At 67.8% G+C, this 26,399-nt stretch carries 27 protein-coding genes; 14 read left to right on the forward strand and 13 right to left on the reverse strand.

Annotated elements, in window-relative coordinates; all coding sequences use genetic code 11:
- The 4 genes from ACSHZY_RS06365 to ACSHZY_RS06380 are packed head-to-tail and all read left to right on the forward strand — an operon-like array spanning nucleotide 1 to nucleotide 4,280.
- Entirely contained in the window at nucleotides 1-1,101 is a 1,101-nt protein-coding gene (locus ACSHZY_RS06365; RefSeq protein WP_435167014.1) for a CgeB family protein, read from the forward strand.
- Complete coding sequence (locus ACSHZY_RS06370; protein ID WP_435167016.1) at nucleotides 1,098-2,180, forward strand: CgeB family protein; 1,083 nt, start codon at nucleotides 1,098-1,100, stop codon at nucleotides 2,178-2,180. Before ACSHZY_RS06365 ends, ACSHZY_RS06370 begins: the two co-directional genes overlap by 4 nt.
- Nucleotides 2,180-3,265 carry a CgeB family protein gene (locus ACSHZY_RS06375; RefSeq protein WP_435167018.1) on the forward strand — a complete coding sequence of 362 codons (1,086 nt, stop codon included), beginning with the start codon at nucleotides 2,180-2,182 and terminating at the stop codon, nucleotides 3,263-3,265. The genes ACSHZY_RS06370 and ACSHZY_RS06375 overlap by 1 nt, the downstream gene beginning before the upstream one ends.
- 13 nt (nucleotides 3,266-3,278) lie before the next feature.
- Nucleotides 3,279-4,280 (forward strand): UDP-glucuronic acid decarboxylase family protein, encoded by a 1,002-nt coding sequence (locus ACSHZY_RS06380; RefSeq protein ID WP_435167021.1) that lies wholly within the window; start codon nucleotides 3,279-3,281, stop codon nucleotides 4,278-4,280.
- Between the two features lie 35 nt (nucleotides 4,281-4,315).
- Here the strand turns inward: ACSHZY_RS06380 and ACSHZY_RS06385 are convergent, their stop codons facing one another.
- The gene (locus tag ACSHZY_RS06385; RefSeq protein WP_435167024.1) at nucleotides 4,316-5,173 is read right to left on the reverse strand and encodes an SDR family oxidoreductase; all 858 of its coding nucleotides are present in this window, start codon (nucleotides 5,171-5,173) and stop codon (nucleotides 4,316-4,318) included.
- A gap of 154 nt (nucleotides 5,174-5,327) precedes the next feature.
- Here ACSHZY_RS06385 and ACSHZY_RS06390 point away from each other — a divergent pair, with 154 nt between their 5' ends.
- Entirely contained in the window at nucleotides 5,328-6,152 is an 825-nt protein-coding gene (locus ACSHZY_RS06390; protein ID WP_435167027.1) for an inositol monophosphatase family protein, read from the forward strand.
- 15 nt (nucleotides 6,153-6,167) lie between these two features.
- On the opposite strand, the gene ACSHZY_RS06395 is transcribed toward ACSHZY_RS06390, so the two are convergent.
- From ACSHZY_RS06395 to ACSHZY_RS06405, 3 genes are all read right to left on the reverse strand, one after another.
- Nucleotides 6,168-7,196 (reverse strand): aldose epimerase family protein, encoded by a 1,029-nt coding sequence (locus ACSHZY_RS06395; RefSeq protein ID WP_435167030.1) that lies wholly within the window; start codon nucleotides 7,194-7,196, stop codon nucleotides 6,168-6,170.
- Entirely contained in the window at nucleotides 7,193-8,110 is a 918-nt protein-coding gene (locus tag ACSHZY_RS06400; protein ID WP_435167033.1) for a Gfo/Idh/MocA family protein, read from the reverse strand. Before ACSHZY_RS06400 ends, ACSHZY_RS06395 begins: the two co-directional genes overlap by 4 nt.
- 83 nt (nucleotides 8,111-8,193) lie before the next feature.
- Nucleotides 8,194-8,961 carry a hypothetical protein gene (locus ACSHZY_RS06405; RefSeq protein WP_435167035.1) on the reverse strand — a complete coding sequence of 256 codons (768 nt, stop codon included), beginning with the start codon at nucleotides 8,959-8,961 and terminating at the stop codon, nucleotides 8,194-8,196.
- 111 nt (nucleotides 8,962-9,072) lie between these two features.
- Here ACSHZY_RS06405 and ACSHZY_RS06410 point away from each other — a divergent pair, with 111 nt between their 5' ends.
- Nucleotides 9,073-10,023 (forward strand): Stealth CR1 domain-containing protein, encoded by a 951-nt coding sequence (locus ACSHZY_RS06410; protein ID WP_435167039.1) that lies wholly within the window; start codon nucleotides 9,073-9,075, stop codon nucleotides 10,021-10,023.
- Here ACSHZY_RS06410 and ACSHZY_RS06415 read toward each other — a convergent pair.
- Nucleotides 9,966-11,213: a glycosyltransferase gene (locus ACSHZY_RS06415; RefSeq protein ID WP_435167042.1), complete on the reverse strand. Its 1,248-nt coding sequence runs from the start codon at nucleotides 11,211-11,213 to the stop codon at nucleotides 9,966-9,968. The genes ACSHZY_RS06410 and ACSHZY_RS06415 overlap by 58 nt on opposite strands.
- A 136-nt stretch (nucleotides 11,214-11,349) precedes the next feature.
- Here ACSHZY_RS06415 and ACSHZY_RS06420 point away from each other — a divergent pair, with 136 nt between their 5' ends.
- Nucleotides 11,350-12,153, forward strand: a complete 804-nt coding sequence (locus tag ACSHZY_RS06420; RefSeq protein WP_435167044.1) for a glycosyl transferase — start codon at nucleotides 11,350-11,352, stop codon at nucleotides 12,151-12,153.
- A gap of 1 nt (nucleotide 12,154) precedes the next feature.
- The gene (locus ACSHZY_RS06425; protein WP_435167047.1) at nucleotides 12,155-12,913 is read left to right on the forward strand and encodes a TSUP family transporter; all 759 of its coding nucleotides are present in this window, start codon (nucleotides 12,155-12,157) and stop codon (nucleotides 12,911-12,913) included.
- 2 nt (nucleotides 12,914-12,915) lie between these two features.
- On the opposite strand, the gene ACSHZY_RS06430 is transcribed toward ACSHZY_RS06425, so the two are convergent.
- Nucleotides 12,916-13,143, reverse strand: a complete 228-nt coding sequence (locus ACSHZY_RS06430; RefSeq protein WP_435167050.1) for a WGR domain-containing protein — start codon at nucleotides 13,141-13,143, stop codon at nucleotides 12,916-12,918.
- Between the two features lie 186 nt (nucleotides 13,144-13,329).
- Here ACSHZY_RS06430 and ACSHZY_RS06435 point away from each other — a divergent pair, with 186 nt between their 5' ends.
- The 3 genes from ACSHZY_RS06435 (at nucleotide 13,330) to ACSHZY_RS06445 (ending at nucleotide 15,715) form a co-directional block, all read left to right on the forward strand.
- Nucleotides 13,330-14,247: an AEC family transporter gene (locus ACSHZY_RS06435; RefSeq protein WP_435167052.1), complete on the forward strand. Its 918-nt coding sequence runs from the start codon at nucleotides 13,330-13,332 to the stop codon at nucleotides 14,245-14,247.
- A gap of 75 nt (nucleotides 14,248-14,322) precedes the next feature.
- Nucleotides 14,323-14,916 (forward strand): hypothetical protein, encoded by a 594-nt coding sequence (locus ACSHZY_RS06440; protein WP_435167055.1) that lies wholly within the window; start codon nucleotides 14,323-14,325, stop codon nucleotides 14,914-14,916.
- A 64-nt stretch (nucleotides 14,917-14,980) separates the two neighbouring features.
- Nucleotides 14,981-15,715: a sulfite exporter TauE/SafE family protein gene (locus ACSHZY_RS06445; protein ID WP_435167058.1), complete on the forward strand. Its 735-nt coding sequence runs from the start codon at nucleotides 14,981-14,983 to the stop codon at nucleotides 15,713-15,715.
- Nucleotides 15,716-15,746: 31 nt separating this feature from the next.
- On the opposite strand, the gene ACSHZY_RS06450 is transcribed toward ACSHZY_RS06445, so the two are convergent.
- The 7 genes from ACSHZY_RS06450 to ACSHZY_RS06480 all read right to left on the reverse strand — a co-directional run bounded on the left by ACSHZY_RS06450 (nucleotide 15,747) and on the right by ACSHZY_RS06480 (nucleotide 22,317).
- Nucleotides 15,747-16,841, reverse strand: coding sequence for a TRAP transporter substrate-binding protein (locus ACSHZY_RS06450; protein WP_435167856.1), 1,095 nt, complete (start codon nucleotides 16,839-16,841; stop codon nucleotides 15,747-15,749).
- A gap of 28 nt (nucleotides 16,842-16,869) precedes the next feature.
- Nucleotides 16,870-18,399, reverse strand: coding sequence for a TRAP transporter large permease (locus tag ACSHZY_RS06455; RefSeq protein ID WP_435167061.1), 1,530 nt, complete (start codon nucleotides 18,397-18,399; stop codon nucleotides 16,870-16,872).
- Between the two features lies 1 nt (nucleotide 18,400).
- The gene (locus tag ACSHZY_RS06460) at nucleotides 18,401-18,949 is read right to left on the reverse strand and encodes a TRAP transporter small permease subunit (RefSeq protein ID WP_435167064.1); all 549 of its coding nucleotides are present in this window, start codon (nucleotides 18,947-18,949) and stop codon (nucleotides 18,401-18,403) included.
- Between the two features lie 253 nt (nucleotides 18,950-19,202).
- Nucleotides 19,203-20,192, reverse strand: coding sequence for an ABC transporter substrate-binding protein (locus ACSHZY_RS06465; protein WP_435167067.1), 990 nt, complete (start codon nucleotides 20,190-20,192; stop codon nucleotides 19,203-19,205).
- Between the two features lie 23 nt (nucleotides 20,193-20,215).
- Complete coding sequence (locus ACSHZY_RS06470; protein ID WP_435167069.1) at nucleotides 20,216-21,001, reverse strand: ABC transporter permease; 786 nt, start codon at nucleotides 20,999-21,001, stop codon at nucleotides 20,216-20,218.
- The gene (locus ACSHZY_RS06475; protein ID WP_435167072.1) at nucleotides 20,998-21,801 is read right to left on the reverse strand and encodes an ABC transporter ATP-binding protein; all 804 of its coding nucleotides are present in this window, start codon (nucleotides 21,799-21,801) and stop codon (nucleotides 20,998-21,000) included. Before ACSHZY_RS06475 ends, ACSHZY_RS06470 begins: the two co-directional genes overlap by 4 nt.
- Nucleotides 21,802-21,951: 150 nt before the next feature.
- On the reverse strand, nucleotides 21,952-22,317 hold the full coding sequence (locus ACSHZY_RS06480) for a DUF305 domain-containing protein (RefSeq protein WP_435167075.1): 366 nt from the start codon (nucleotides 22,315-22,317) through the stop codon (nucleotides 21,952-21,954).
- Between the two features lie 165 nt (nucleotides 22,318-22,482).
- On the opposite strand from ACSHZY_RS06480, the gene ACSHZY_RS06485 reads away from it, so the two are divergent.
- From ACSHZY_RS06485 to ACSHZY_RS06495, 3 genes are read left to right on the forward strand one after another with little or no spacing between them, the layout of a single operon-like run.
- The gene (locus tag ACSHZY_RS06485) at nucleotides 22,483-23,133 is read left to right on the forward strand and encodes an ABC transporter ATP-binding protein (protein ID WP_435167078.1); all 651 of its coding nucleotides are present in this window, start codon (nucleotides 22,483-22,485) and stop codon (nucleotides 23,131-23,133) included.
- The gene (locus tag ACSHZY_RS06490) at nucleotides 23,130-25,391 is read left to right on the forward strand and encodes an FtsX-like permease family protein (protein WP_435167081.1); all 2,262 of its coding nucleotides are present in this window, start codon (nucleotides 23,130-23,132) and stop codon (nucleotides 25,389-25,391) included. Before ACSHZY_RS06485 ends, ACSHZY_RS06490 begins: the two co-directional genes overlap by 4 nt.
- The gene (locus ACSHZY_RS06495; protein ID WP_435167084.1) at nucleotides 25,381-26,397 is read left to right on the forward strand and encodes a lipocalin-like domain-containing protein; all 1,017 of its coding nucleotides are present in this window, start codon (nucleotides 25,381-25,383) and stop codon (nucleotides 26,395-26,397) included. Before ACSHZY_RS06490 ends, ACSHZY_RS06495 begins: the two co-directional genes overlap by 11 nt.
- Nucleotides 26,398-26,399 lie beyond the last annotated feature (2 nt).

Here is a 26,399-nt window from a genome sequence, read left to right on the forward strand (position 1 = left end):
ATGCGCTTTCTGTTCTACACCCATTCGCTGATATCCGATTGGAACCACGGCAACGCGCATTTCCTGCGCGGCGTCATGCGCGAACTGCTGGCGCTGGGCCACGACGCCCTTGCGCTGGAGCCCGAGGAAAGCTGGAGCCGCGACAACCTGATCGCAGATCAGGGCGACCATGCGGTGGACGCCTTCCACGCCACCTTCCCGATGCTGAACGCGCAGGTCTACGGCCCCGACTTCGACCACGCGGCCGAGGTGGAACGTGCGGACGTGGTGGTGGTGCACGAATGGACCGATCCCGCGCTGGTCGCGCAGATCGGGGCGCTGCGCCAGGCGGGCGGGCGCTTCACGCTCCTGTTCCACGACACCCACCACCGCGCCGTCAGCCGCGAGGGGGAGATCGCGGGTCTGGATCTGTCGGGCTATGACGGCATCCTCGCGTTCGGCGAGGCGTTGCGCGAACGGTATCTGAAGGCCGGCTGGGGCCGTCAGGTCTACACTTGGCACGAGGCGGCGGACGCGGCCTTGTTCCACCCGATGGAGGCGGAGGAGGAAGGCGACCTCATCTGGATCGGCAACTGGGGCGATGACGAACGCAGCGCCGAGTTGTCGGAGTTCCTGATGAACCCCGTCCACGATCTGGGCCTGCGCGCCACCGTGCGCGGCGTACGTTACCCAGACGAGGCGCTTCAGCGGTTGCAGCAGGCGAACATCGCCTTCAAGGGCTGGATCGCCAATGCCGAGGTGCCCCGCGCCTTTGCCCGCCACCGCGTGACCGTGCATGTGCCGCGCGGGCCTTACGTGCGCGAACTGCCCGGCATCCCCACCATCCGCCCGTTCGAGGCGCTGGCCTGCGGCATCCCCCTCGTCTCTGCCCCGTGGTCCGACGCCGAGGGCCTGTTCCGCGACGGCGATTTCCGCTGGGCCAAGGACGGCGAGGAGATGCGCCGCCACCTGCGTGAACTGGTCAACGACCCCGCCGCCCGTGCCGAACAGGCCGCGCGGGGGCTGGAAACGATCCGCGCCCGCCACACCTGCGCCCATCGCGTGCAGGAGCTTCTGACCATCCTGAACGACCGCACCGCCGCCGAAAGGAAGACCGCATGACCTCGATCGCCTTCTATGGTTCCAGCCTGCTGTCCGCCTATTGGAATGGCGCGGCGACCTATTATCGCGGGATGCTGCGGGCGCTGGCGGCCAAGGGCTACGACATCACCTTCTATGAACCCGACGTCTACGACCGTCAGGCCAACCGCGACATCGACCCGCCGGACTGGTGCCGCGTCGTCGTCTATGACGGCACGGTGGAGGCGCTGGAGCGCGTGGCGGCCGAAGCCGCGCGCTACGACATCGTGGTCAAGGCCTCCGGCGTGGGGTTCGAGGATGACCGGCTTCTGGCCTCCGTCATGGCGGCGGCGAAGCCGAGGGCGCTGCGCATCTTCTGGGACGTGGATGCGCCCGCGACGCTGGCCGAGTTGCGCGCGGCGGCGGATCACCCGATGCGCCGCGTGCTGCCCGACCTGGACATGGTGCTGACCTATGGCGGTGGCGATCCGGTGGTGGCGGCCTATCGCGAACTGGGCGTCGGGCGCTGCGTTCCCGTCTACAACGCGCTGGACCCGGACACACACCATCCCGTCGATCCCGACCCGCGCTTTGCCTGCGATCTGGCCTTCCTTGGAAACCGTTTGCCCGACCGTGACGCGCGGGTGGCGGAATTCTTCCTGCATCCCGCGAAGCTGGCGCCGGAGCAAAGCTTCCTGATCGGCGGATCGGGCTGGGGCGACGTGGACATGCCCGGCAACATCCGCAAGCTGGGCCATGTCCGCACCGCCGATCACAACGCGCTGAACTGCACGCCGCGCATGGTGCTGAACGTGGCGCGCGACAGCATGGCCGTGAACGGCTTTTCCCCCGCCACCCGCGTGTTCGAGGCCGCGGGCGCCGGCGCCTGCCTGATCACCGATTACTGGGAAGGGATCGACCTGTTCCTGAAACCCGACGAGGAGGTGCTGGTCGCCCGCGACGGGCAGGAGGTGGCGGACATCCTGACCTCCGTCTCGCGCGAACGGGCGCAAGCCATCGGGCGCGCGGCGCTGCGGCGGGTGCTGGCCGATCACACCTATGCCAACCGGGCCGAACAGGCGCATGCCCTGTTCCGCGCCCATGCCGAGGAGAGGGTGTGATGAACATGGCCGCCCCCCGCCGCCCAATGGAAATCGTGATCCTTGGCCTCTCGCTGTCCTCGGCCTGGGGGAACGGGCATGCGACGACGTTCCGGGCGCTGATCAAGGGGCTGGCCGCCGAAGGCCACCGCGTCCTGTTTCTGGAACGCGACGTGCCGTGGTATGCGCCGCATCGCGACCTGCCGGACCCGGACTTCTGCGAACTGGTCCTGTACTCCGATCCCGATGCGATGCTGACCGAATTTGGCGACCGGCTGCGGGGGGCGGACAGCGTGATGATCGGATCGTATGTGCCGGACGGGATCGCGCTGATCGACCGGCTGGCGGGGATGGGGCTGCGGCAGTTCACCTTCTATGACATCGACACGCCGGTGACGCTTCAGGCGCTGGACGAGGGCACCTGTGAATACCTGGCCGCGCGTCAGATCCCGCTGTTCGACATCTATTTCAGCTTTGCCGGCGGCGAAGTGTTGACCCATCTGCACGATATGCGCGGTGCGAAGCGGGCCGAGGCGCTGTATTGTTCGGTGGACGAGGCGCTGTACCCCTCGCAGCCCGACAAGGCGAAACGGTGGGATCTGGGCTATCTTGGCACCTATTCCCCCGACCGTCAGCCCACGCTGGAGGCGCTGCTGCTGGAACCTGCGCGCCGTCTGCCCGACATGCGTTTCGTCGTGGCCGGTCCGCAATACCCCGACGACATCGACTGGCCCGCGAACGTGGAACGGATCGAGCATCTGCCCCCCGCCGACCATCCCGACTTCTACAACGCGCAACGCTTCACCCTGAACGTGACGCGGGCGGCGATGCGGCGGATGGGCTGGTCCCCCAGCGTCCGCCTGTTCGAGGCGGGATCCTGCGGCGTGCCCGTCATCAGCGACGACTGGCGCGGGCTGGACGAGTTGTTCCCGAACGGGCAGGCCATCCTGATCGCCGGGGGAACCGAAGACGTGGTGCGGGGACTTGAAAAGGACGCCCGCCGCATCGGGGAGGCCGCCCGCCGCATCGTGCTGGAAAGCCACACCGGCCAAGCCCGCGCGCGGGACATGATGGACGCGATGACCACCCAACCTGCGACCCGCTGAGGAGGAGATCGGCATGTCGACCACCGCACTTACCATCCTTGTTGCCGGCGGCGCCGGCTTCGTCGGCTCCCACCTGTGCGAGACGCTGTTGCAGCAGGGGCACCGCGTCATCTGCCTGGACAGCTTCCAGACGGGGCGGGAGGAGAACGTCCTGCCCTTGTGCAACTTCCCGACCTTCCGGCTGATCCGGCACGACGTGGCGCGTCCGCTGGTCCTGTCGGAAAAGCTGGACCGGGTCTACAACCTCGCCAGCCCCGCCTCGCCGCCCCATTACCAGGCGGATCCGGTGGGAACGATGATGACCAACGTCGTTGGCACGCTGAACATGCTGGAACTGGCCGAACGCAACGGCGCGCGGCTTCTGCAAGCCTCCACCAGCGAGGTTTATGGCGATCCAGAGGTGCATCCCCAGCAGGAGGATTACGTCGGTCACGTGAACTGCACCGGACCGCGCGCCTGTTATGACGAAGGCAAGCGTGCGGCGGAAACGCTGTGCTTCGATTTCATGCGCGGGCAGCGTGCGGATGTGCGGGTGGCGCGGATCTTCAACACCTATGGCCCCCGGATGCGGGCGGATGACGGGCGTATCGTGTCGAACATGATCGTGCAGGCTTTGCGCGGCGATCCGATGACCGTTTATGGCGACGGGCTTCAGACGCGCAGCTTCTGCTATGTCTCGGACCTCGTGGCGGGGCTGATCGCGCTGATGGAAACGGCACAGGCCCCCGCGACGCCCGTCAACCTTGGCAACCCCGAGGAGTTCGAGATCCGCGAACTGGCCAAGATGGTGCGGGACCTGGTGCCGACAAGCTCCCCCCTCGTGTTCAGCGCCTTGCCGCAGGACGATCCGAAGCGCCGCCGTCCCGACATTTCGCGCGCGCGGGAATGGCTGGGCTGGCAGCCGAAGGTGCTGCTGTCGGAAGGGCTGCCGCAGACGGTGGCATGGTTCGCGGCCGAGGTGACGCCGGCCGTCCCGGCGCCCCTGCGCATGTCGCGCGGTGTCAGCGTCGGTTGACAGGGAAAGGGCCCGCAAATGCGGGCCCTTCTTGCTTACAGGATCGGCTGGCCGCCCGTGACGGCGATGGTCGCCCCCGAGGTGTAGCTGGAGCGCGGTTCCGCCAGCATCACATAGGCCGAGGCGAGTTCGGCCGGCTGACCGGCGCGCTGGAACGGCACCTGCTTGCCGAAATTCGCCACCTTGTCGGCGGGCATGGTCGAGGGGATCAGCGGCGTCCAGATCGGGCCCGGTGCCACGCAGTTCACGCGGATGCCGTCCTCGGCCAGACCCTGCGCCAGCGCCGCCGTCAGCGTCTGGATCGCGCCCTTCGTCGTGGCATAGGCCAACAGACCCGGGTTCGGCTTGTCCGCGTTGATGGAGGTGGTGTTCACGATGGCCGAGCCCGGCTTCATGTGCGGCGTCGCGGCCTTGATCAGGTAGAACATGGCGTGGAGGTTGATCTGGAAGGTGATCTCCCACTCCTCGTCCGGGATGTCGGTCAGCTTGTCGAACGTCGCCTGGTGCGCGGCATTGTTGACCAGGATGTCGATCCCGCCCAGTTCCGAAATGGTCCGGTCCACGATCTGGCGGCAATGCTCGGCCTTGGCAATGTTGCCCGGCAGAAGAAGGGCCTTGCGACCGGCTTCGCGCACCAGACGGGCCGTTTCCTCGGCGTCGTCATCCTCGTTCAGGTAGGAGATCGCCACATCCGCGCCTTCGCGCGCATAGGCAAGCGCGACGGCGCGGCCGATGCCGCTGTCGGCCCCCGTGATCAGCGCCTTCAGTCCCGCCAGACGGCCGGACCCGACATAGCTTTCCTCGCCATGGTCGGGGCGCGGGGTCATCTTCTCGGTCTGGCCGGGCATGTCCTGCTGCTGTTCGGGATAGGGGGGCTTGGGATAGTTGGTCATGGGAAATCCTGCTGTTCTGGTCGTCCTTACGCAAGCTGCGCATGGGGAAGGAACAGCCGGATGCCCGATCCGTTCCTGAAAACCTTGCGACGGCTTGAGGTCGGGGCGGCGGCCCGCTACGCCTTGGGGGCATGACAGCGGCAGGGAGCCGGCAATGGACCACAGCACACGGGACGGCCTGATCGAGGCGGTCCGCCACGCGGCACGGGAAGACATCCTGCCGCGTTTCCGCAACCTGTCCCCCGACGCGATCGAGGTGAAGACCGGCCCGCAGGATCTGGTGACCGTGGCCGACAAGGCCGCCGAACGGTCCATCGCGGCCGCCGCCGAACGCCTGTGCCCCGGCGCGCTGGTGGTGGGGGAGGAGGCGGTGGAAGCCGATCCGTCCCTGCTGGACCGGCTGGCCGGCGCGGATCACGCGGTCATCATCGATCCGATCGACGGGACGGGAAACTTCGTCAACGGGATGGCCACCTTCGGCACGATCCTTGCGGTCACGAAGGCGGGCGAGACGGTGTTCGGCCTGCTTTACGATCCGGTGGGGGATGACTGGATCATGGCCACCAAGGGGGAGGGGGCGTGGTACTGCCGCCCCGGCCATCCGCCCCTGCGCCTGACGGGCTCTGAAGCTGTTCCGCTGGCGGGGGCGCGGGCCTTCGTGCCGCTGTTCCTTTATCCGCCGGAACGTCGGGCCGCGGTGGCCGGAACGCTGCCCGCCTTTGCCCGCGCGTCGGACCTGCGCTGTTCCTGCCACGAATACCGCCAGTTCGCGCTGGGCCATGCCGAGGTGATCGTGTCGCCCATGGCGAAGCCCTGGGATCACGCGGCGGGAATGCTGGTCGTGGCCGAATGCGGGGGTGTGGGCTGGTCGAACGGCCGGATGGGATATGATCCCGCCCGGCCGGTGCCCCCCGTGGTTGTCGCCGCCACGGAGGATCTGCTGCACGAGGTGCTGGGGATGACGGCGCTGTTCGGCTAAACCGCGCCGTCGGGGTCACTTCACCCCGAAGCGCAACCGCGTTTCGTGCCGGTACACCTCGCCCGCCCGGAGGAGGGAGAGCGGGAAGTCCGGACGGTTCGGGCTATCGGGCCAACGCTGGGGTTCCAGGCAGAAGGCGTCGCCCACGCGCGGCGACAGGCCGCCCTTGCCCGGACGGGTGGGCGACAGGAGGTTGCCGGAATACAGCTGCACCCCCGGCTGATCGGTCCACATCTCCATCCACCGGCCCGAGGCGGGATCGTGCACCACGGCCGCGCGTTTGCCGTTCAGGCAGAAGTTGTGGTCATAGCCCTGACCGCGCCGAAGCTGTTCGTCATCGGCCCGGATGGCCTCGCCCAAGGGGCGCGGCGTGCGGAAGTCGAAGGGGGTGCCTTCGACAGGTGCAGGCGGGCCTTCCGGGATCATGGTCGTGTCCACCGGCAGATAGCGGTCCGCATCGATCTGCATCACATGCCCCATCACGTCCCGCATCCGGGCCGCGTCGCGCAGATGGCCGCCAAGGTTGAAGAACGAATGGTTCGTCAGGTTCACGAACGTGTCGGCGTCCGTTTCCGCCTCGAACAGAAGGCGCAGCTCGGGGCCGTCCATGTCGGTCAGCGCATAGGTCACGCGGGCGGTCAGGTTGCCGGGAAATCCCTGATCGCCGTCGGGGCTGACCAGCGACAGGGTAACGGAGGTGTCGTCGCAATGCTCGATCGTCCAGGGGCGGCGGTCGAACCCGTCCGGCCCGCCATGCAGGGCGTTGCCGTTCTGATTCGGGGTCACCTGCCCGCCGGGGATGCGCCCGCCCGCCAGCCGGTTGGCATAGCGGCCGACCGTGGCGCCATACATGCTGCGATGCGCCAGATAGCCGTCGGGATCGTCATGGCCCAGAACCACGTCGTCCAGCCGCCCCTCGCGGTCGGGCAGGATCAGGGCCTGAAGGGCGGCGCCGAAGGTGATGATCCGCGCCTCGACGCCCGAGGGCAGGCGCAGGGTGACCCGCTCCATCTGCGGGCCGAAGGCTTCGCGCAGGACGCTCATTCCTCGAACGCCTCCACCTGGTGGCGGTTGGCCAGAAGGAAGGCGTCGGCCACCAATTGCAGGGGCGCCAGGTCAACGTCGGACTGTCCGGCGCGGATCAGGTCGGCGAAGCGGGCGTAAAGGCGGGCGTATTCGCGGTCGGGCGCGGCCATCTGTTCGACCCCGTCCAGATGCAGGCGGCTGCCGCCATGCGACAGGCGCAGGGTGCCGTTCTCCGTTTCCACCTCGATGTCCCAGGTCTGGGGGCCGGTCTGGCGCCAGTCGAACTCCGCCTCCACCGGCGCGCCGCCGCATTCCATCGCGACGCGGGCCGCGATGGGGGCCGCGCGGTTGGACGGGAAGGACAGTTCGGCCGCCGTCACGAACAGGGGCGCGGGCAGGATGGCGGTCGCGATGGACAGGGCATTGATGCCCGGATCGAAGACGCCTAGGCCCCCCGCCTGCCAGATCCATTCCTGACCGGGATGCCAGTGGCGCACATCCTCTTTCCACGTGATGCGCACATGGCGGATGGGGCGCGTGGCCAGCCAGTCGCGGGCCGCGTCCACCGCCGCCGCTTCGCGCGAATGCCAGGTGGCAAACAGGGTCACGCCCGCGGCCTTTGCCTGTCGGGCCAGGTCCTGCACCTCGGTCACGGTGGCGCCGGGCGGTTTTTCCAGCATCACGTGCCGACCGGCGGCGATGGCGGCGCGGGCCTGCGCGTGGCGGCCCTGCGGCGGCGTGCACAGGGTGATGGCCTCCGCCTCCTCGGCCGCCAGAAGGGCGTCGATCTCCGGATAGGATGGCAGGTCCGGATGGCCGGCGTGGCGGCTGGCGATGGCCGTCAGGCGCACCCCCTCGGTCTGTTCGATGGCCGGCAGATGCTGGTCCCGCGCGATCTTGCCAAGGCCCACGAGGGCCAGTCGGATGGTCATGTGTTTCCTCCCCTATGTCCTTGCGGACAGGCGGAAGGTTCACCATCCGGTGGCGCGTGGCAAGCCCGTTCGCGCAGGCGTCCTCAGGTCAGGTGGGGGCGCACGTTCGGGCCAAGGGTGACGGTCATCCCGCGGGCCTCGGCCTCCCGCATCCGGCGGGCGATCAGGGGCTTTTCCAGCGCGGGATTGTGCACGTCGGAGGCCGCGGCCCAAGCCATCGCCTCGGCCCCCGTGCGGACCTGATCGTTGTAGCTGGGCGCATAGGGGGTGGAAAAGAAGGTGAAGCCGTGGATCGCCAGTTCCGCCAGATCGCAGCCGAGGAACCAGGCGATGGCGCTGGTGCCCACGGTCGGCTGGAACCCCGTCAGGTCCTGCCGAAGCTGCGCGCAGAAGCGGGTGGAGGGCACGTTCAGCGCGATGCCGGTGCCCTCCAGCTCTCGCCGTTTACGGTGGACGCGGGCCTTGCTGCCCTTGAAGCTCCAATGCGGGAAGACGACCGTGCGTACCCCGTGCCGCTTCAACACCTCGGGCGGGACGGCGCCGGCGCTGCGGGGGCCGTCCTCGTTCAGGTTGTGGAACAGGACATCGGTGCGCGACCCCAGCCGGGCGGGGTCGCGTTCGGCCAGAAACAGTCCGCTGTTCAGGCGGACGATCACGTCATGCCCGTCCATGTCCACGCCCTGAAGATCGTCCGTCACCGTCTGGGCCGGGCCGATGATGATGACACGCCGTCCGGCAAAGGGCTCGCGCGCCAGCGTCGGGATGCGCCAGGGGTTGAGGGGCGAGGCCGACAGGGCGAACCGAAGCCGCCTTTGCGCCAGATCCAGCCGGCGGGTCAGGGTGGGGGGCATGGCGGGCGGTCCTTTGCGCAAGGGGTGCAGGGCCGCGACCCGGCGGGCTTTGACTTGATAAACCCGCGTCCGAATGTCAAGTTTCCCCGCTTGCAGCCGGAAGGAACGGGAATGGTGGACGCGGTCATCACATGGGTTGACGGGGACGATCCGGCGCACGCGGCGAAGCGTCAGCGCTTCGCGGGCGGCACGGTGCATCCGAACGCCCGCTCCGCGACCCGCTTCGCCAGCCGGGGGGAGATCGGGTACGGCGTCTGGTCGATCCTGACCTTCTGTCCCTTCGTGGACCGCGTCTTCATCGTCACCGACGACCAGAGGCCGCAAGCGGTGGAGGCTTTGTTCGCCAACCGTCCCGACTGGCGCGACCGTGTGCGGATCGTCGATCACCGCGACCTTTACCGCGAACATGCGGACCTTCTGCCGGTGTTCAGCTCCCGCTCCATCGAGACGATGCTGTTCCGCATCCCGGATCTGGCGGAGCATTTCATCTATCTGAACGACGACATCTTCATCGGGCGGCCGGTGGCGGAGTATCTGTTCTTCCGCGACGGGCGTCCGGTGCTGCACGGGCGCCTGCACCGTTTCCCCAACCCGGTTCTGGCGCGGCTGAAGGCGTGGCTGAAGCCGGGACCCGCGCGGGCCGGGTTCAAGGACGCGCAGCAGCGGGCGGCCCGTCTGGTGGGGGTGACGGATCGTTATTTTCTGGCCGAACACCGACCCCACCCGATGCGCCGCTCCACGATGGAGGGGTTCTTCGACGCGCGCCCCGACCTGCTGCGCGCGCAGGCCGCGCCGCGTTTCCGCAGCGCCGACCAGTTTTCCCCGATCGGGCTGGCCCATCATCTGGAGCTTCTGGCCGGGGCGCAGGTCGTTCCGCCCAGCCCCTCGGGCTATCTGAAACCGACCAGCCGACCGGACAGACGTGCGGCCGTGCTGGAAGCGTTGCGGCAGGGGCGTCTGGACACGATCTGCATCCAGAGCCTGGATGCCATGGCGCCCGCCGATCAGGACGCGGTCGTGGCCGAACTGGACGCTTGGGTGGCCGCGGGCAGCACCGCCTGACGGAAGGCGCGGGCGCGGGCATCAAGTCCCGGCGGATGGACGACCTCGCCCCCCATGCGGCGCAGCAGCGTGTCGGTGCTGAAGCGCGCCGCCGCGTCATCGCGGCAGGCGGCGAGGTAGTGCAGCCGTCCAGCATCGTCCGCCGTCAGACGGTCGATCACGCCCTCTACCTCGTGCGGTTCGCAGTAGAGCGCGAGATCTCCGAAGGTCGGCTCGAAGAACGGGGGCAGGACGACGGGCAGGCCGGACATCACCGCCTCGATCACGGTGCGGCCGAAGGCCTCGTCCCTGGTGCGTGCGGGGAAGTAGACGAAGACGTCCAGCGCCGCCAGATACGCCTCCACCCCCGTCGTGCCGAAGGGCAGGACCGTCCAGTTCGCGGGCAGGGTGCCCAGCCGCCGCTGCGCCGTGTCGGCTCCGCCCATGATGGACACGCGGATGTCGGGCCGGTCGGGATAGGCGGCGGCCAGTTCGGTCGGGTCCTCCAGCCACTTGCTGGCGTGGTCGCGCGCGTGGCGGCCAATCACGATGGGCGCGGTCAGTTGCGCGCGCGGGCGGAACTGGAACAGGTCGGTGCGGAAGGCGGGCGGCCAGTCTTCGGAGCTGAGCCGGTCGGGGATGCCGGTCCCTTGCAGCGCCTTGTCGGATTCCGCGCGGATGATCGGGCTGATGGGATGGATCCGCGAACGCGGCAGCCCGATCTCCGCCACGCGGCGGTGCAGGGCGGGCCAGTCGAACAGGGGTTTGCCGTCCTCGTTCCAGGCGGAGTTGTTGACGATGTAGAGCGCGCGGTCCGCCTGGATGCGGGGGATCAGCCGGGCGAAGTTCGGTGTCATCACCATGCGGGGGCCGCGGGCGATCAACGTCTTGCAGCGGATCTGCCCCACGGCGTGCGCCGGCACGATGGCGTGCTGATAGGGCATGAAGCGTTCCGCGATCCGGTGCCGCTTCCAGGGCGACCGCTTGACCGGGCAGTGCACGATCACAACAGTCATCCCCGCCGCCGTCAGCGTCTGGTATTCGGTCAGGGTGGTCATGGCGTTCCCGCCCACGAAGGCGCAGTTCGTGACGATGCAGACATCGGCGTCGATGTCGCCGCCCGCATGGAACCGGTCGCCTTCCACCACGCCGCGCGGCGGGGGCGGGGCGATGCGGTTGAACAGCGACCACAGGCCGAGGGACGGTGTCATGGCAAGCCTCCGCAGAACATCCGCCCCGCCATAGCACGGCCCGCCGGCATGCCGCCAGAGCACGGGCGAACGGCAGAGAGTAGACCGCCCCCGGTGCCCGTGCTAACCACCGCAAAAAGGCGAAACGGAGCGTCCCATGATCAAGCAGGTCATTTGCATCAACTGGGGCACGAAGTATGGCCCCCGGTTCATCAACCGCCTTTACGCCATGGTGGCCCGCAACATCACGCCGCCCTTCGCCTTCACCTGCTTCACCGACAGCACCGAAGGCGTCCGCCCCGAGGTGGATTGCCAGCCGCTGCCCGAACTCGACTTCGTGATGCCCGTGAACACCAAGGGCAAGTGGCCCAAGGCCCGATTGTGGAGCGAGCGTCTGGGCACCCTGGAAGGCCCCGTGCTGTTCCTGGACCTCGATCTGGTGATCACCGGCAACCTCGACGAGTTCTTCACCTATGGCGGCCCGGACGAGGTCATCCTGTCGCGCAACCCCGCCAAGCCGTTCGAGCGTGTGGGCCAGACCTCGGTCTTCCGGTTCCCGGTGGGCAAGCTTGTGTCGCTGCAAAAAACGTTCCTAGCCAATCCGCAGGCGGTGGCCGACGAATACCGCTATGAACAGCGCTTCGTGACGCGCAACGCGCCGGGGGGCGTCGATCTGTTTCCCAAACGCTGGGTGCAGCATTTCCGCTATCAGTGCATGCACACCTTCCCGCTGAACCTGTTCCTGACGCCGCGCCTGCCCAAGGGCACCAAGATCGTCATCTTCCCCGGCGGCGTGCATCCCGAACACGCCATCCAGGGCGGCTGGGTCGGGCGCGAGGGGTGGAGCCTGTGGCAGCATCTGCGTGGCCTGAACCGCAAGCACAAGGACGGTTCGCGCTGGCGGTATCTGCGCCACTACATGAAGCCCACCGCCTGGGTGCGCGACGCTTGGCGGGAATGACATGTTCGAACTTTCGGCTGAACTGGTCGCCTTTTTGCTGGCGGCGGCCTTTCTGGGCGCCTTCATCGACGCCATCGCGGGCGGCGGGGGTCTGATCACGCTTCCCGCGTTCCTGATGGCGGGGGTGGATCCATTCACGGCGCTGTCCACGAACAAGCTTCAGGGGGTCTTCGGGTCGGCGACCTCGGCGCTCAGCTATGCGCGGGCGGGGCATGTGGATCTGCGGCGGCAGGGTTTGGGGGCCTTGGTGGCGCTGATCTGCGGCGGATTGGGGGCGGCGGTGGCGGGGTGGATCCCGACCGACGCCCTGCGCCTGATCCTGCCGGTGATCCTGATCGGGATCGCGCTGTTCTTCGCGCTGAAGCCGGGCCTTTCGGACACGGATCGCGTGCAGCGGGTGACGCCTTTGGCCTTCACCACCTTCTTCGTGCCGATCATCGCGGGCTATGACGGCCTGATCGGGCCGGGGGCGGGGTCCTTCTACATGATGGGCTTCGTCCTGCTGGCGGGCTACGGCATCCTGAAGGCCACGGCGCACACGAAGCTGCTGAACTTCGCGTCGAACCTGGGCGGGCTGCTGGTTTTCGCGGCCTTTGGTGCGCCCCTGTGGGCGACGGGGTTGGCCATGGCCGTGGCGGCGATCGCCGGCGCGCGTCTGGGCGCGATGCTGGCGATGCGGATCGGTGCCAACGTCATCAAGCCGCTGCTGGTCGTCACCTCCACCGCGATGGCGCTGCGGCTGATATGGCAGATGCTGTGACCTCAGGGCAGGGCATAGCCTCGCCTTTGGCGCAACCGCGCGATGCGGGTCTGCAGGTCGCGGCAGGCCTCCATGGACCCCGATCCCTTGATCGTGCTGCGCCCCTGCGATCCGATCCGTCCCCATTGCGCGATCAGCTGGTGGCCCGCGAACAGGTCCGCCTCGATGCGCAGAAGGTAGAAGCGGCAGCAGTTGCGCTGCGGGTCGATCTTTTCAAGATACACGTTCATGACGGACCTCGTCGCAGCCATGGCGAGGACCAAAGGTAGGCTGCGGCAAGGAAAAGAACAGGAACGCTCAGAAGGCCCTTACGATCGTGAACTTGATGTTGCGGCCCGGCGCGTCGCACGTCACCAGACGCGGGCGGTCGTCGGCGGGGGGAAGGGCCATGAGGTCTTGAGGGGGAGAGTCGCCGGATGACGCTGAATGTGTTGCTGGCCCTGATACCGGTCATCCTGCTGATCGGGCTGGGCGCGATCCTTCGGCGGCGGGATTTCGTGAAGGCGGACTTCTGGCCGCAGGCGGAACGGCTGGGCTATTACGTCCTGCTGCCCTGCCTGTTCTTCGACAGCCTTGCCACCGCCGATCTGGGCGGCCTTCCCGTGGGGGCGCTGGCCCTGTCGCTTGTGCTGTCCACGGTGGCGGTGGCGGGCGCGGTCCTGTGCTGCCGGCCGCTGATGCGGATCGACGGTCCGGCCTTCACCTCGGTCTTCCAGGGCTGCGTTCGGTTCAACAACTATGTGGGCGTCACGCTGGCCGGCGGGCTGTTCGGGGCGCAAGGGGTGGCGCTGGCGGCCGTGTGCAACGCGGCCATCGTTCCCACCGTCAACATCCTGTGCGTGCTGGTCTTCGCGCGCTTCGGCTCGGCGCGGCTGACGGCGAAGGGCATCCTGAAACAGATGATCACGAACCCCCTCGTGCTGTCCTCCTTCGCGGGGATCGCGTTCCAGGCGCTGTCCTTCCCCGTCCCGCCTGGGGTAGAGCCTGCGTTACGCGCGCTGGGCGGTGCCTCGCTTCCCTTGGGGCTGTTATGCGTGGGTGCGGCGCTGAACTTCGGAACGGCGGGGTGCTGGGCCGGTCCGGTGGCGTCGTCGTCGGTGTTCAAGTTCCTGGTGATGCCGGTGGTGACGCTTCTGGTGGCCCGCGCCATGGGGCTGGAAGGACCGGCGCTGACGGTGGCGCTGCTGTTCCAGGTGCTGCCGACCGCGTCCTCGGCCTATATCCTTGCGCGGCAACTGGGCGGGGACGCGCCGCTGATGGCGGGGATCACGGCGGTGCAGACGGTGATCGCGATGGCCGCGATCCCGCTGATGGTCATGGCCCTGCCGGTCTAGGCGCGGTGGACGGCGGGTGCCCGAGGGGGTAAGACCGTCCTTCCCCGCACGCAAGGACATGGCACGATGCTTTGGATGATCCGCGACCGAATGAGGCCGGCCCTGTCGGTGATCGACCTGATCCCCAACATCCACCGCACCCCGGCGCTGGCCGCCTTGCGCAAGGCCGCGCTGGACGGGCGCACCCACACGCTGCGCCTGTCGGCCGAGGATCGGGAACTGGCCTTCTATGACGCGCCGGTGGCGCTGGTGTCGCCCATCGGCGGGCGCCTGCTGCTGACGCTATATCGCGAAGGGCGGCTGAAGCTGAAGAAGCCGCCCACCCCCCGCCTGCCGGCGCTGGAGGCCTATGTCGCCACGGAACCCGCCTTCCGCGCCGAAGTGGCCGCCCTGCTGGAGGTGGAGGAGGCGCGCAACCGCCGCATGGCCGACATCATCGCCGACCCCGCCTGCGCGCGGCCCGAGGAGTTGACCCCCAAGCTGATCGACCGCGTCCTTGGCGCGCATCTGGGGCATGGGGTGACGGGCAGCCTGGAAATCGCGGGCCTTGTCTGCCACCGCACCCGTGTGGCCCCGCCCGAGGAGGATGTGGCGCGGCAACGTGCCGAAGATCGGGTGCTGTGCTGGTGGGTGGACGGCGAAGGCCGTCGGCAGGGCGACGCCCTCTAAGCGGATCGACTTCGGCCGCGCCCCCGCCTATCGTCCACGGTGGGTGGAGGAGGATGCGACGACGATGACGGAAGTGCTGCTTCTGATGGCGGGCCTGCTGAGCGGGGCCGTGAACACGCTTGCCGGTGGGGGATCGTTCATCATGATGCCCACGCTGATCCTGGCGGGCGTGCCGCCGCTGCTGGCCAATGCCACCAACACCTATGCCGCGCTTCCGGGCTATGTCAGCGGGGCGGCGGGGTTCTGGCCCGCGATCCGGCAGCATCGCAAACGGCTGCTGCCTTATTCGCTGGTGGCAATTCTGTTCGGTTGGCTGGGGGCGGAGCTGCTTCTGGTCGTGTCGGACGAACAGTTCGCGCAAATCGTGCCGTGGCTGATGCTGGTGGCCGTGCTGCTGTTCGCCTTCGGCAAGCAGGTCAGCGCCGCGATGCAGCGGGTGCGCGGCGGGCATGTGGTGGTCTGGCTGTTTCTGGCGGCGGTCTGCGTCTATGGCGGATTCTTCAACGCGGGGCTGGGGATCCTGCTGCTGGCCTTTCTGGCCTTGGCCGGGGTGGCGGACCTGAACGCGATGAACGGGCTGAAGCTGTGGATCTCCGCGCTCGTGGCGCTGGTGGCGGTGATCAAGTTCGCGCTGGGCGGGGTGATCGCATGGTATTACGGCACGATCGGCTTGGTGGGGGTCACGCTGGGGGGCTATGCCGCCACGCAGATCGCGCATCTGATCCCGGCAAAGGCCCTGCGGATCGCGATCATCCTGTATGGCATCGGGATGACCGGCTGGTTCTTCTGGAAGCTGTGAAGGCTCCGGATCTCTCCGGAGCCCTGCGGGGTCACTGACCGGCGGCCTGCGCACCGAAGACGTAGCTGTCATAGCTGTATTCGGCCACGCGGAACCATTCGAAGCCCTGGTCGCGGAACGTCTTCCAGCCGGGATAGATCGCGGCCCATTCGGGGAAGCGTTCGGAATATTCGGCGTAAAGCTCGAACGTGGCCTTGTAGGCGGCCTGCATCACGTCGGCGGGCAGGGGGCGAAGCTGCGCGCCCTTGCCGACCAGCGACCGGATCGCCGCCATGTTCTTGGCGTCGTACAGCGACTGCATGTTGATGTTCGCGGCCTTGCAGGCGGTGTCCAGCGCGGCCTTGTATTCTTCGGGCAGCGCCTCGTGCTGCTGCTTGTTGATGAAGAAGTGGATGGTCAGCCCACCCTCCCAGAAGGCCGGATAATAGTAGTAGGGCGCGATCTGGTAGAAGCCGAGCCGTTCGTCGTCATAGGGCCCGATCCATTCGGCGGCGTCGATGGTGCCGCGCTCCAGCGCGGGATAAATGTCGCCGCCCGGAAGCTGCTGCGGCACGACGCCCAGACGCGACATCACCTCGCCCGCGACGCCGGCGATCCGCATCTTCACGCCCTTCAGGTCGGCCAGGCTCGTGATCTCGTTCCGGTACCAGCCGCCCATCTGCGCGCCGGTGCCGCCGCCCGGCTTGCCGAGGATGCCATAGGCGGACAGGAAGTTGTCATAGGCCTCGTTCCCGCCGCCGTGGTACAGCCACGCGTTCTGCAGGCGGGAATTCAGGCCGAAGGGGATGGCCGACCCGATGGCGAAGGTCGGGTTCTTGCCGGTGAAGTAGTAGCCGCAGGTGTGCGCGATCTCCACCGTGTTGGACTGCACGGCGTCGATGGCCTGCGGGCCGGGCACCAGTTCGCCCGCCTGGAAGACCTGGATCTGGAACTTCCCGCCCGTCATGGCCTTCACCGCCTCGGCCATGACGACGGCGCCGCCATAGATGGTGTCGAGGTTGTTGGGGAAGCCCGAGGTCAGGCGCCAGCGCACCTCGGGCAGGGCCTGGGCGAGGGCGGGGCTGGCGAGCCCGGCGGCGGCCACCCCGGCCACCCCCGTGCGGGTCAGGAACTTGCGGCGGTCGATGGTCATGTGTTTCCTCCCAAAAACAGTGTCATTGTTGTGGCGCACCGAAACTGGGCGGCGCGGGCGGGGCAAAGGTGGGCGCGGGGCTGGCCGGCCCGCCGAAGCTGGGGGCGGGGGCCGGGCCGTAGGGATTGACCGCGCCGGGCATGGGCACGTTCAGCTGGATCGTGGCCGGATCCACCGCCGCCGCGCCGGACTTGTAGTGGGTGACCATCTGCGGGAAGGCCAGGACCAGCACCACCATCGCCAGCTGGATCACGAGGAACGGGATCGCCCCCATGTAGATCTGCCCCGAGGTGACGGGCTGGATCGTGGCCCCCGTCACCTTGTCGCGGTAGGCGCGCGTCGGGGCCACCGATCGCAGGAAATACAGCGAGAAGCCGAAGGGCGGATGCATGAACGAGGTCTGCATGTTGATCGCCAGCATCACCCCGAACCAGATCAGGTCGATGCCCAGTGCGTCCGCCACCGGGGCCAGCAGCGGGATGATGATGAAGGCCAGTTCGAAATAGTCGAGGAAGAAGGCCAGGAAGAACACCAGAAGGTTGGCCACAATCAGGAAGCCCAGCACCCCCCCGGGGATGGAGGTCATCAGGTGTTCGACCCACACATGCCCGTTCACCCCGTAGAAGGTCAGCGAGAAGACTCGCGCGCCCAGAAGGATGAACAGCACGAAGGCCGACAGCCGCGCGGTGGAATAGAGCGACTGGCGCAGCAGGTCCATTGTCAGCCGGCCGTTCATCGCGGCAAGGATCAGCGCGCCCACGGCGCCCATGGCACCCCCTTCGGTGGGTGTGGCGATGCCGAAGAAGATCGTGCCCAGCACCAGGAAGATCAGGATCAGCGGCGGCACGAGCGAGGTGAGCACGCGGCCCGCCAGCTTCCAGCCGCGCAGGGTCCGCGCCTCGGCTGGCAGGGCGGGAACCTTCTGCGGGCTGACGATCGCGGTGATGGCGATGAAGGCGGCATAGGCGGCCACCAGCATCAGGCCGGGCACCAGCGCGCCCTTGTACATGTCGCCCACCGACCGGCCCAGCTGGTCGGCGAGGATGATCAGCACAAGGCTGGGCGGGATGATCTGCGCCAACGTGCCCGAGGCCGCGATGGTGCCCGCCGCGACCCGCCGGTCATAGCCGTAGCGCAGCATGATCGGCAGGCTGATCAGCCCCATGGAGATGACGGAGGCCGCGACGACCCCCGTGGTGGCGGCCAGAAGCGCGCCCACCAGGATCACGGCAAAGGCGATCCCGCCCCGCACCGGCCCGAACAGCTGGCCCACGGTGTCCAGCAGCTTTTCCGCCATGCCCGACCGTTCCAGGATCAGGCCCATGAAAGTGAAGAAGGGGATGGCCAGCAATGTCTCGTTCGACATCTGGCCGAAGATGCGGTCGGGGATGGCCTGGAACAGGTTGATGGGCAGAAGCCCCATCTCGATCCCGATGAAGCCGAAGACGAAGCCCACGAAGGCCAGCGCAAAGGCCACGGGATAGCCGATCAGAAGCACCACGATCAGCGACAGGAACATGATCGGGGCGAGGTTGTCCGCAAGGAAGCTCATGTCACAGCCTCGCCGCTTCGGCGTCGGCCACGAGGACCGGATCGGGAATGACCCCGCGCAGGATCGCGATGCGCTTGATCAGTTCGGACAGGCCCTGAAGCGCCAGAAGGCCGAAGCCGATGGGGATCAGGATCCAGACGGGCCACTGGATAAGGCCGCCGGTGTTGTTCGACACCTCGCCCGAGGCGATCTTGGCCGCGACGACCGGCCAGGACAGCCAGATGGTGATGAGGCAGAAGGGGAACAGGAAGAAGATCGTGCCCAGCACCTCCACCCACAGCTGCTTGCGGCGCGACAGGGTGCTGTAAAGCAGGTCGACCTTCACATGCTCGTTCGCCAGAAGCGTGTAGCCGGCGGCCAGAAGGAACACGGCGGAAAACAGGTACCACTGCGCCTCCAGCCAGGCGTTGGAGCTTACGGAGAACACCTTCCGCATCACCGCGTTGATCGCGCTGATCAGCACGGCCGCAAGGATCAGCCACGAGGCCGCCTTGCCGATGATCGTGTTCAGCTGGTCGATGCGCCGCGACAGCGCCAATAGAATCCTCATGTCCCCTCCCTGACGGACCCCGCACCCCGCGCCTCCTCGCGCTGTTGTGGGTGCGATCCTGCGGAAAGCTTATGGAGTGGCCGGGACTCGGGCAAGACAAAGCTTCGGGCGGAAGGGCGGCTTGCGCGGCCGCGGTCGCGGGCAGAAAAGATCCTGCGATGCGATCGCCCCTTGTTGTTTCCGTTTCTCCGGGAAAGGACGTGCTTGTTTTTCGGGACGGACGGGCCCCCCCTGGAATGGCGGCCCGTCGGGATTATTGACTCGTCTTCTCGACGAAGGCGTTCGTGTAGGTCTTGGACACGTCGATCCCGGCCGCCGCGATTTCCGGAGAGTTGAACTGCATCACCTTCAGCACGGCTTCGGCCGCCGCCGGATCCATGACGCCATCGGTGGAGATCATCTCCATGCTGGCTTTCAGGGATTCGATGTAAAGCTCGGGGTCGCCGATCAGGTTCTCGGGCATCTGGGCCGCGATCTCCGCAGGATCGGTGTCGTGGATGTAGTGCAGCGTGTCCACGATGGCCGCGGCCAGGGCCTGTGTTTCCCCGGGGTGCTCGTCGATCCATTCCTGACGGGTGTAAAGCGCGCCGCCGGCATAATCGGCCCCGAACAGGGTGCGGGTGTCGGCTTCCTGCCGCGTGTCGATCAGCAGCTTCAGGTCGGGGTTCAGGTTCTTCAGTTGGGTGATCGCGGGATCCAGCGTCATCGCCGCGTCGATGCGGCCCTGTTCCAGCGCCGCGACCGACGTCGCCCCCACGCCCACGCCCACGACGGAGGCCGCGTCGGGCTTCAGCCCTTCGCGCGCCAGCAGGTATTTCAGGAAGAAGTCGGTGGAGGATCCGGGCGCCGACACGCCGACCGTGCGGCCTTCCAGATCCTTGACGGACGTGATCTCCCCCTCCTTGCCCGGCGCCACGGTCAGGGCAATGCCGGGCAGACGGTCCAGCACCACGAAGGCCGACATCGCCTGCTGCTTCGCGGCGAGGCTGATCGTGTGTTCGTAATAGCCCGACACCACGTCGGCACTGCCGCCGACCACGGCCTTCAAGGCGGCGGAACCGCCCTTGAAGTCGATCAGCTCCACATCCACGCCGTGCTTTTCGAAATGGCCCAGCTCTGCCGCCAGAACGGTGGGCAGATAGCAGATGCAGCTGCTGCCCCCGACCGCGATCCGGACCGTGTCCGCCGCCGCCGGAAGCGCGCTGGCCAGCAATGCGGCCAGGATGGGTCCCGTCAGTTTCATGGTGTCTCCCCCCTTGTTTGAAATCAATGATGCCCGTCGTGATCGGGCTGCCAGACCAGCAGCCGTCGTTCGACCAGCGTCACCAGCCCGTCGATGATCAGGACGAAGGCCGACAGCACGAACATGCCGGCGAAGACGCCTGCGATGTCGAACATCCCCTCGGCCTGCGCGATCAGGTAACCAAGGCCGGCCGCGGATCCGAGATATTCGCCCACCACCGCGCCCACGACGGCGAAGCCGATCGACACGTGCAGGGACGAAAACACCCAGCTGAGCGCGGAGGGCAGGTAGACGTGACGCAGAAGCTGCCGTTCCGTCATGCCCAGCATGCGCGCGTTCTGCAGCACGGTGCGGTTCACCTCCTTCACGCCTTGATAGACGTTGAAGAACACGATGAAGAAGACCAGCGTTACCCCCAGCGCGACCTTGGACCAGATGCCCAGCCCGAACCACAGCGTGAAGATCGGCGCCAGCACGACGCGGGGCAGGGCGTTGGCGGCCTTGACGTAGGGGTCGAAGACGGCGGCCGTGCGCGGACGCCTTGCCAGCCAGAAGCCGAGGATCAGCGCCGCCACCGTGCCGATGATGAAGGCCAGGGCCGCCTCCACCAGCGTGATCCAGAGGTGATACCAGATCTCTCCGCTGGAGAACCAGGTGACGATCTGGCGCGCCACGTCGAGGGGGGTGGAGAAGAAGAACTGCGTCCGCGCCGGATCCCCGAACAGCGACGTGTTGGTCAGCACCCACCAGAAGGCGATGGCAAGGATCGCGACAAGCGCCTGAAGCGCCAGAAGGCGGCTGCGGGTCATCGGGCGGGCTCCTTCACGGCATAGGCTTTCAGCACCTGGTCTTTCAGCAGATGCCAGATGTCCCGGTGGATGTTCTGGAACTCGGCCGTCAGCTTGATTTCGGACACGTCGCGGGGGCGTTCCAGCGGGATCGGGAAATCGCCGATGATGCGCGCGTCGGGGCCGGTGGACAGGATCACGACGCGGTCGGACAGCGAGATCGCTTCCTCCAGATCATGGGTGACGAACAGCACGGCCTTGCGATCCTGCTGCCACAGGTCCAGCAGCAGGTCGCCCATGATCAGCCGGGTCTGGGCGTCCAAGGGGCCGAAGGGTTCGTCCATCAGCAGGATTGCCGGATCGCGGATCAGGACCTGCGCCATCGCCACGCGCTTGCGCTGCCCGCCCGACAGCATGTGCGGATACCGGTCGCCGAAACCATGAAGCCCGACGCGCGTCAGCCAGGCGTCGGCCTGCGCCAGCGCCTCGCGCCGGGGCGTGCCGGCGATTTCCAAGGAAATGGCGACGTTGTCGCGGGCCGTTTTCCACGGCATCAGCGCGTCGGCCTGAAAGAGGTAGCCCGCGCGGCGGTTCAGCCCGTCCAGCGGCTTCCCCTCGATCAGGACGGTTCCGGCGGACGGGCGCAGCAGGCCGGCGGCGGCGTTCAGCAGCGTCGATTTGCCCGATCCCGTCGGGCCGACGATGGCCACGAATTCCCCGGCCGCCACGCTCAGATCGGCGCCGGCCACCGCGCGGAACGGCGGCCTCCCACTGACCGAGAAGCTGATATCGACCTGTTTCAGCTGGACAGCAGACTGCATTCCGGCCCGATCCCGAATTATTCTTGTCCTACGAACCCCTAAGGCCCTCTTTCCGTCTGCACAACCCCGAGTTTCAGTAATAATATTGCTTTGGCCGCGCTGTGCCGTTACGGCGCGTCGCTGCCGTTCCGCTTGGCGACGGTCATCTGCTTATTCCGGCGCCTCGACACCCAAACGCTGAAGCATGGTCTTCATTTCCGCGATCTCCCGCTCCTGCGTGACGATGATGGTTTCGGCGATCTCGCGGGTTTCGGGGTCCTTGCCCTGCTCCAGCTCCACCTTGGCCATGTCGATGGCGGACTGGTGATGCGGGATCATCATCAACAGGAAGTCGGCATCGGCATTGCCCGAGGAGGTCATGCCGTCCATGGACTCCATCATCGTGTCCATGGGGCGCATGTAATCGGCCATGGGGCCGTCGGCGTGGCCGGAATGGTCCGCGTGCGACTGGGCAAACGCGGCAGGCGTGAACAGCATGAGCAGGAAGGCGGCCAAAAGGGTCTTCTTCGTCGGCATCTTGCAGGATCTCCGTCTGGATGCGGGGAAAGGCACCGTTCATGAAACTTGATCCCGCGCGACATGCAAGGGGCGTCCGACAGAGGACCCGGAGGATGCGGAAGGATGACCATTTTCTGGCACCCATCGTCAGGGCCGCTAGGTTGGGGGGTGAAGGGGAATCCCATGCTGTCCTTGACCGACATTCGCAAAAGCCATGCCAGCTCCGAAGGGCCGGTAACGGTGCTGGACGGGGTCAGCCTGTCGCTGGCGGCCGGGGAAACCCTGGCCCTGACGGGGGAGTCCGGAAGCGGCAAAAGCACCCTCCTTCATCTTTGCGCCGGTCTGGACGCGCCGGATGCGGGCCGGATCGAGGTGGCGGGCCGTCCGATGGGGCGGACCGATGCCGAGCGGGCGGCGCTGCGGCGCGGGACGGTCGGGCTGGTGTTCCAGCAGTTCAACCTCATCCCCTCGCTGGACGTGGCGGCCAATCTGGCGTTCCAGGCGCGGCTGTCGGGGCGGCACGATCCGCAGTGGCAGGCGGTGTTGACCGAAGCGCTGGACCTTGGCCCGCTTCTGGCCCGCTTTCCCGAACAGCTGTCGGGCGGGCAGCAGCAGCGCGTGGCGATCGGGCGGGCCCTTGCCGCGCGGCCGGCGCTGCTGCTGGCCGATGAGCCGACGGGCAACCTGGACGAAGGGTCGGGGAATCGCGTGATGGCGCTGATCCTGCGGCTGGTGGCCGACACGGGCGCGGCCCTGCTGATGGTGACGCATTCCCCGCGGCTGGCGGGTTTGCTGGACCGCCGCCTGCATCTGCGCGGCGGGCGGCTGGCATGACCGGTTTCTCCGCGCTTTTGTCGCATTGGCGGCGGCACAAGGTTCAGGCGCTGCTGCTGATGGTGGGGCTTGCCTTGGCCACCGCGTTGTGGACCGGCGTGCAGGCCATCAACGCCGAGGCGCGGTCCAGCTATGACCGCGCCGCATCGGCCCTGTCGCAGGACCGGTTGCCGCGTCTGGTGGCGGACCGGATCACGCTGGCCGATTATGTGGCGCTGCGCCGCGCGGGATGGCCCGTGTCCCCCGTGATCGAGGGGGAGGCGACGATTGGCGGGCAAAGCCTGCGCCTGATCGGGATCGAACCGCTGACCCTGCCCGAAGGCGACGCGCCCACGGGCGATCCGGCGGAGTTCCTGACGGGGGAAGGGATCATCCTGTCCGCCACCCCGCTGGACGATCCGCGTGCCCGTCCGGCGGATTTGCCGCCGGGCATCGCGCTGACCGATATCGGCGTGGCGGCGGGCCTGCTGGGGCCCGACATCTCCTATCTGCTGCTGACCGGGGATCGGACCGCGCCGGAAGGCTATGCGCTGATCCAGCCCGCCACCACCGACCTGTCGCAATTGACCCGAAGCTTTCACCTGAACCTTGCGGCCTTCGGATACCTGGCCTTCGCGGTGGGGCTGTTCATCGTCCATTCCGCCATCGGCCTTGCGTTCGAGCAGCGCCGCGGCATGTTCCGCACGTTGCGGGCGCTGGGCCTGTCGGCGCGGGCGCTGACGGGTTTGCTGCTGGCGGAACTGCTGGTCTTCGCGCTGGTCGCCGGGGCGGTGGGGGTGGCGCTGGGCTGGCTGATCGCGGGGGTGCTTTTGCCGGATGTGGCGGCCACCTTGCGCGGGCTTTACGGGGCGGATGTCGGGTCCGGGCTGACGCTGCGGCCGGTCTGGTGGCTGTCGGGCTTGGGGATCGCGGTGCTGGGCGTGCTGGTGTCGGCCAGCCAAAGCCTGTGGCGGATGTGGCGCCTGCCGCCGCTGGCCCCGGCGCAGCCAAGGGCATGGGCGCGCGCCTCGGCCCGGGCCATGCGGGGGCAGGCGCTGGCCGGGGCGCTGCTGTTGTGCGGGGCGGGCGGGTTGCTGCTGGTGCCGGGGCTGTGGGCGGGCTTTGGCGTGTTGGGCGGTCTGCTTCTGGGGGGCGCGCTGATCCTGCCGATGCTTCTGGCGGGGCTGACCCATGCGGGGCAGCGCCTGTCGCGCGGCGTGCTGGCGCAATGGTTCTGGGCCGACACGCGCCAGCAGCTTCCGGGCCTGTCGCTGGCCCTGATGGCGCTGCTTCTGGCCTTGGCCGCGAACATCGGCGTCGGCACCATGGTCGGCAGCTTTCGCGGCACCTTCACCACATGGATCGACCAGCGCCTTGCCGCGGACCTGTATGTGGAGGCCGCGGACGAGGCCGAGGCGAACCGTCTGCTGGCCTGGCTGGACGGGCGCGGCACGGCGCTGCCGATGATCCAGACCACCGACGACGGGACCGAGGTCGTGGGCATGGTCGATCACCCGCTGTTCCGCCACGCCTGGCCCTTGCTGCGCGCGCTGCCCAATCCGTGGGGGCGTCTAGACGCGGGCGATGTCTTCGTGAACGAGCAGCTGGCCGCACGGCGCGGCCTGTCCCCCGGCGACCGGGTGGATCAGGGCGTCATCGCCGGTATCTATCCCGATTACGGCAACCCGATGCCGCAGGTCATCCTGTCCATGCCGCGGCACCGTGCGCTGTATCCCCTGCCGCTGCTGCGTTACGCGCTGATCACCGATATCCCGGCCGACGAAATCCGCGCCGTCTTTCCGCGCCTTGCCGTCCAGAACCGCGCGGCGATCCGCGACGCCTCGGTCGCGGTGTTCGAACGGACCTTTGCCGTGACGGGCGCGCTGAACGTACTGACGTTGGGCGTGGCGTCGCTGGCCATCTTCGCGAGCTTGCTGACGTTGTCATCATTGCGCCTGCCGCAGGTGGCGCCCGTCTGGGCCATGGGGCTGACGCGGGGGCGGCTGGCATGGCTGGAATTCGTGCGGACCCTCGCGCTGGCCGTCCTGATCTGGGTGCTGGCGCTGCCCATGGGGCTGGCGCTGGCCTGGGTGCTGCTGACGGTCATCAATGTGGAAGCGTTCGGCTGGCGTCTGCCGATGCGGATGTTCCCGTCCGACTGGGCGCGGCTGGGCGCTCTGTCGCTTCTGGCCGCGGCGGTGGCGGCCGCCTTGCCGGTGCGCCGGCTGGCGCGGATCGCGCCCACGGATCTTTTGAAGGTGTTCGCGCATGAACGTTAAGGCTGTGGCGCTGATCCTGCTGGCGGGGCCCGCCTTCGGGCAGGGGTTTGCAGGCCTCGGCACCGATGTGCAGGGGTTTGCCACGCCAGAGCGGGGGGCCTTCCAGTTTCCCGCCGATCTTGGTGCACATCCCGCCTTCCGGATCGAGTGGTGGTACGTGACCGCCAACCTGACCGCCGCCGACGGCACCGCATACGGCGCGCAGTGGACGCTGTTCCGCAGCGCCCTTGCCCCGTTCGAGGCCGAAGGCTGGGCCAGCCCACAGATCTGGCTGGCCCATGCCGCCCTGACCAGCGAAAGCCGCCATCTGGCCGCAGAAAGACGCGCGCGGGGCGGCATCGGTCAGGCAGGGGTCACGGCGGCCCCCTTCCTTGCTTGGATCGACGACTGGCAATTGTCGGACCGGATGACCGCCGAAGGCGACGGCTTTGCCTTTGGCCTGTCTTTGACGGCCAACGGCCCCCTCGTCCCGCAGGGGGAGGGCGGATATTCCGTGAAATCGGCGGCGGGTCAGGCCAGCCGTTACTATTCCCAGCCCTTCTATGCGGCGCAGGGGGAGGTGGTGCTGGACGGGCAACGCGTTCCGGTGACGGGAACGGCGTGGATGGACCGCGAATGGTCGTCCCAGCCGCTGGCGGAGGATCAGTCCGGATGGGACTGGTTCAGCCTGTCCTTCGACGACGGGGCGCGGCTGATGGGCTTTCGCCTGCGCGGGGCGGAGGATTTCGTCAGCGCCACCTGGATCAACCCCGACGGGCGTCCCGAACCCCAGCCCCCCGGCGCGCTGCGCCTGACGCCTCTCCGCATGGCTAAGGTCGCGGAGCGGGAGGTTCCGGTGGAGTGGCGTCTGGAACTGCCGGCAAAGGGTCTGGACATCACCACGCGCGCGCTGAACGACCAGTCGTGGAACGCCCTGTCGGTGCCGTACTGGGAGGGGCCGATCCGGGCCACCGGCACCCATCCGGGGCGAGGCTATCTGGAGATGACGGGCTACGCCGAGGAGTGAAG

This window comes from Falsirhodobacter sp. 1013 (genome assembly GCF_051195255.1).
In the GTDB taxonomy this organism is placed as follows: domain Bacteria; phylum Pseudomonadota; class Alphaproteobacteria; order Rhodobacterales; family Rhodobacteraceae; genus Falsirhodobacter.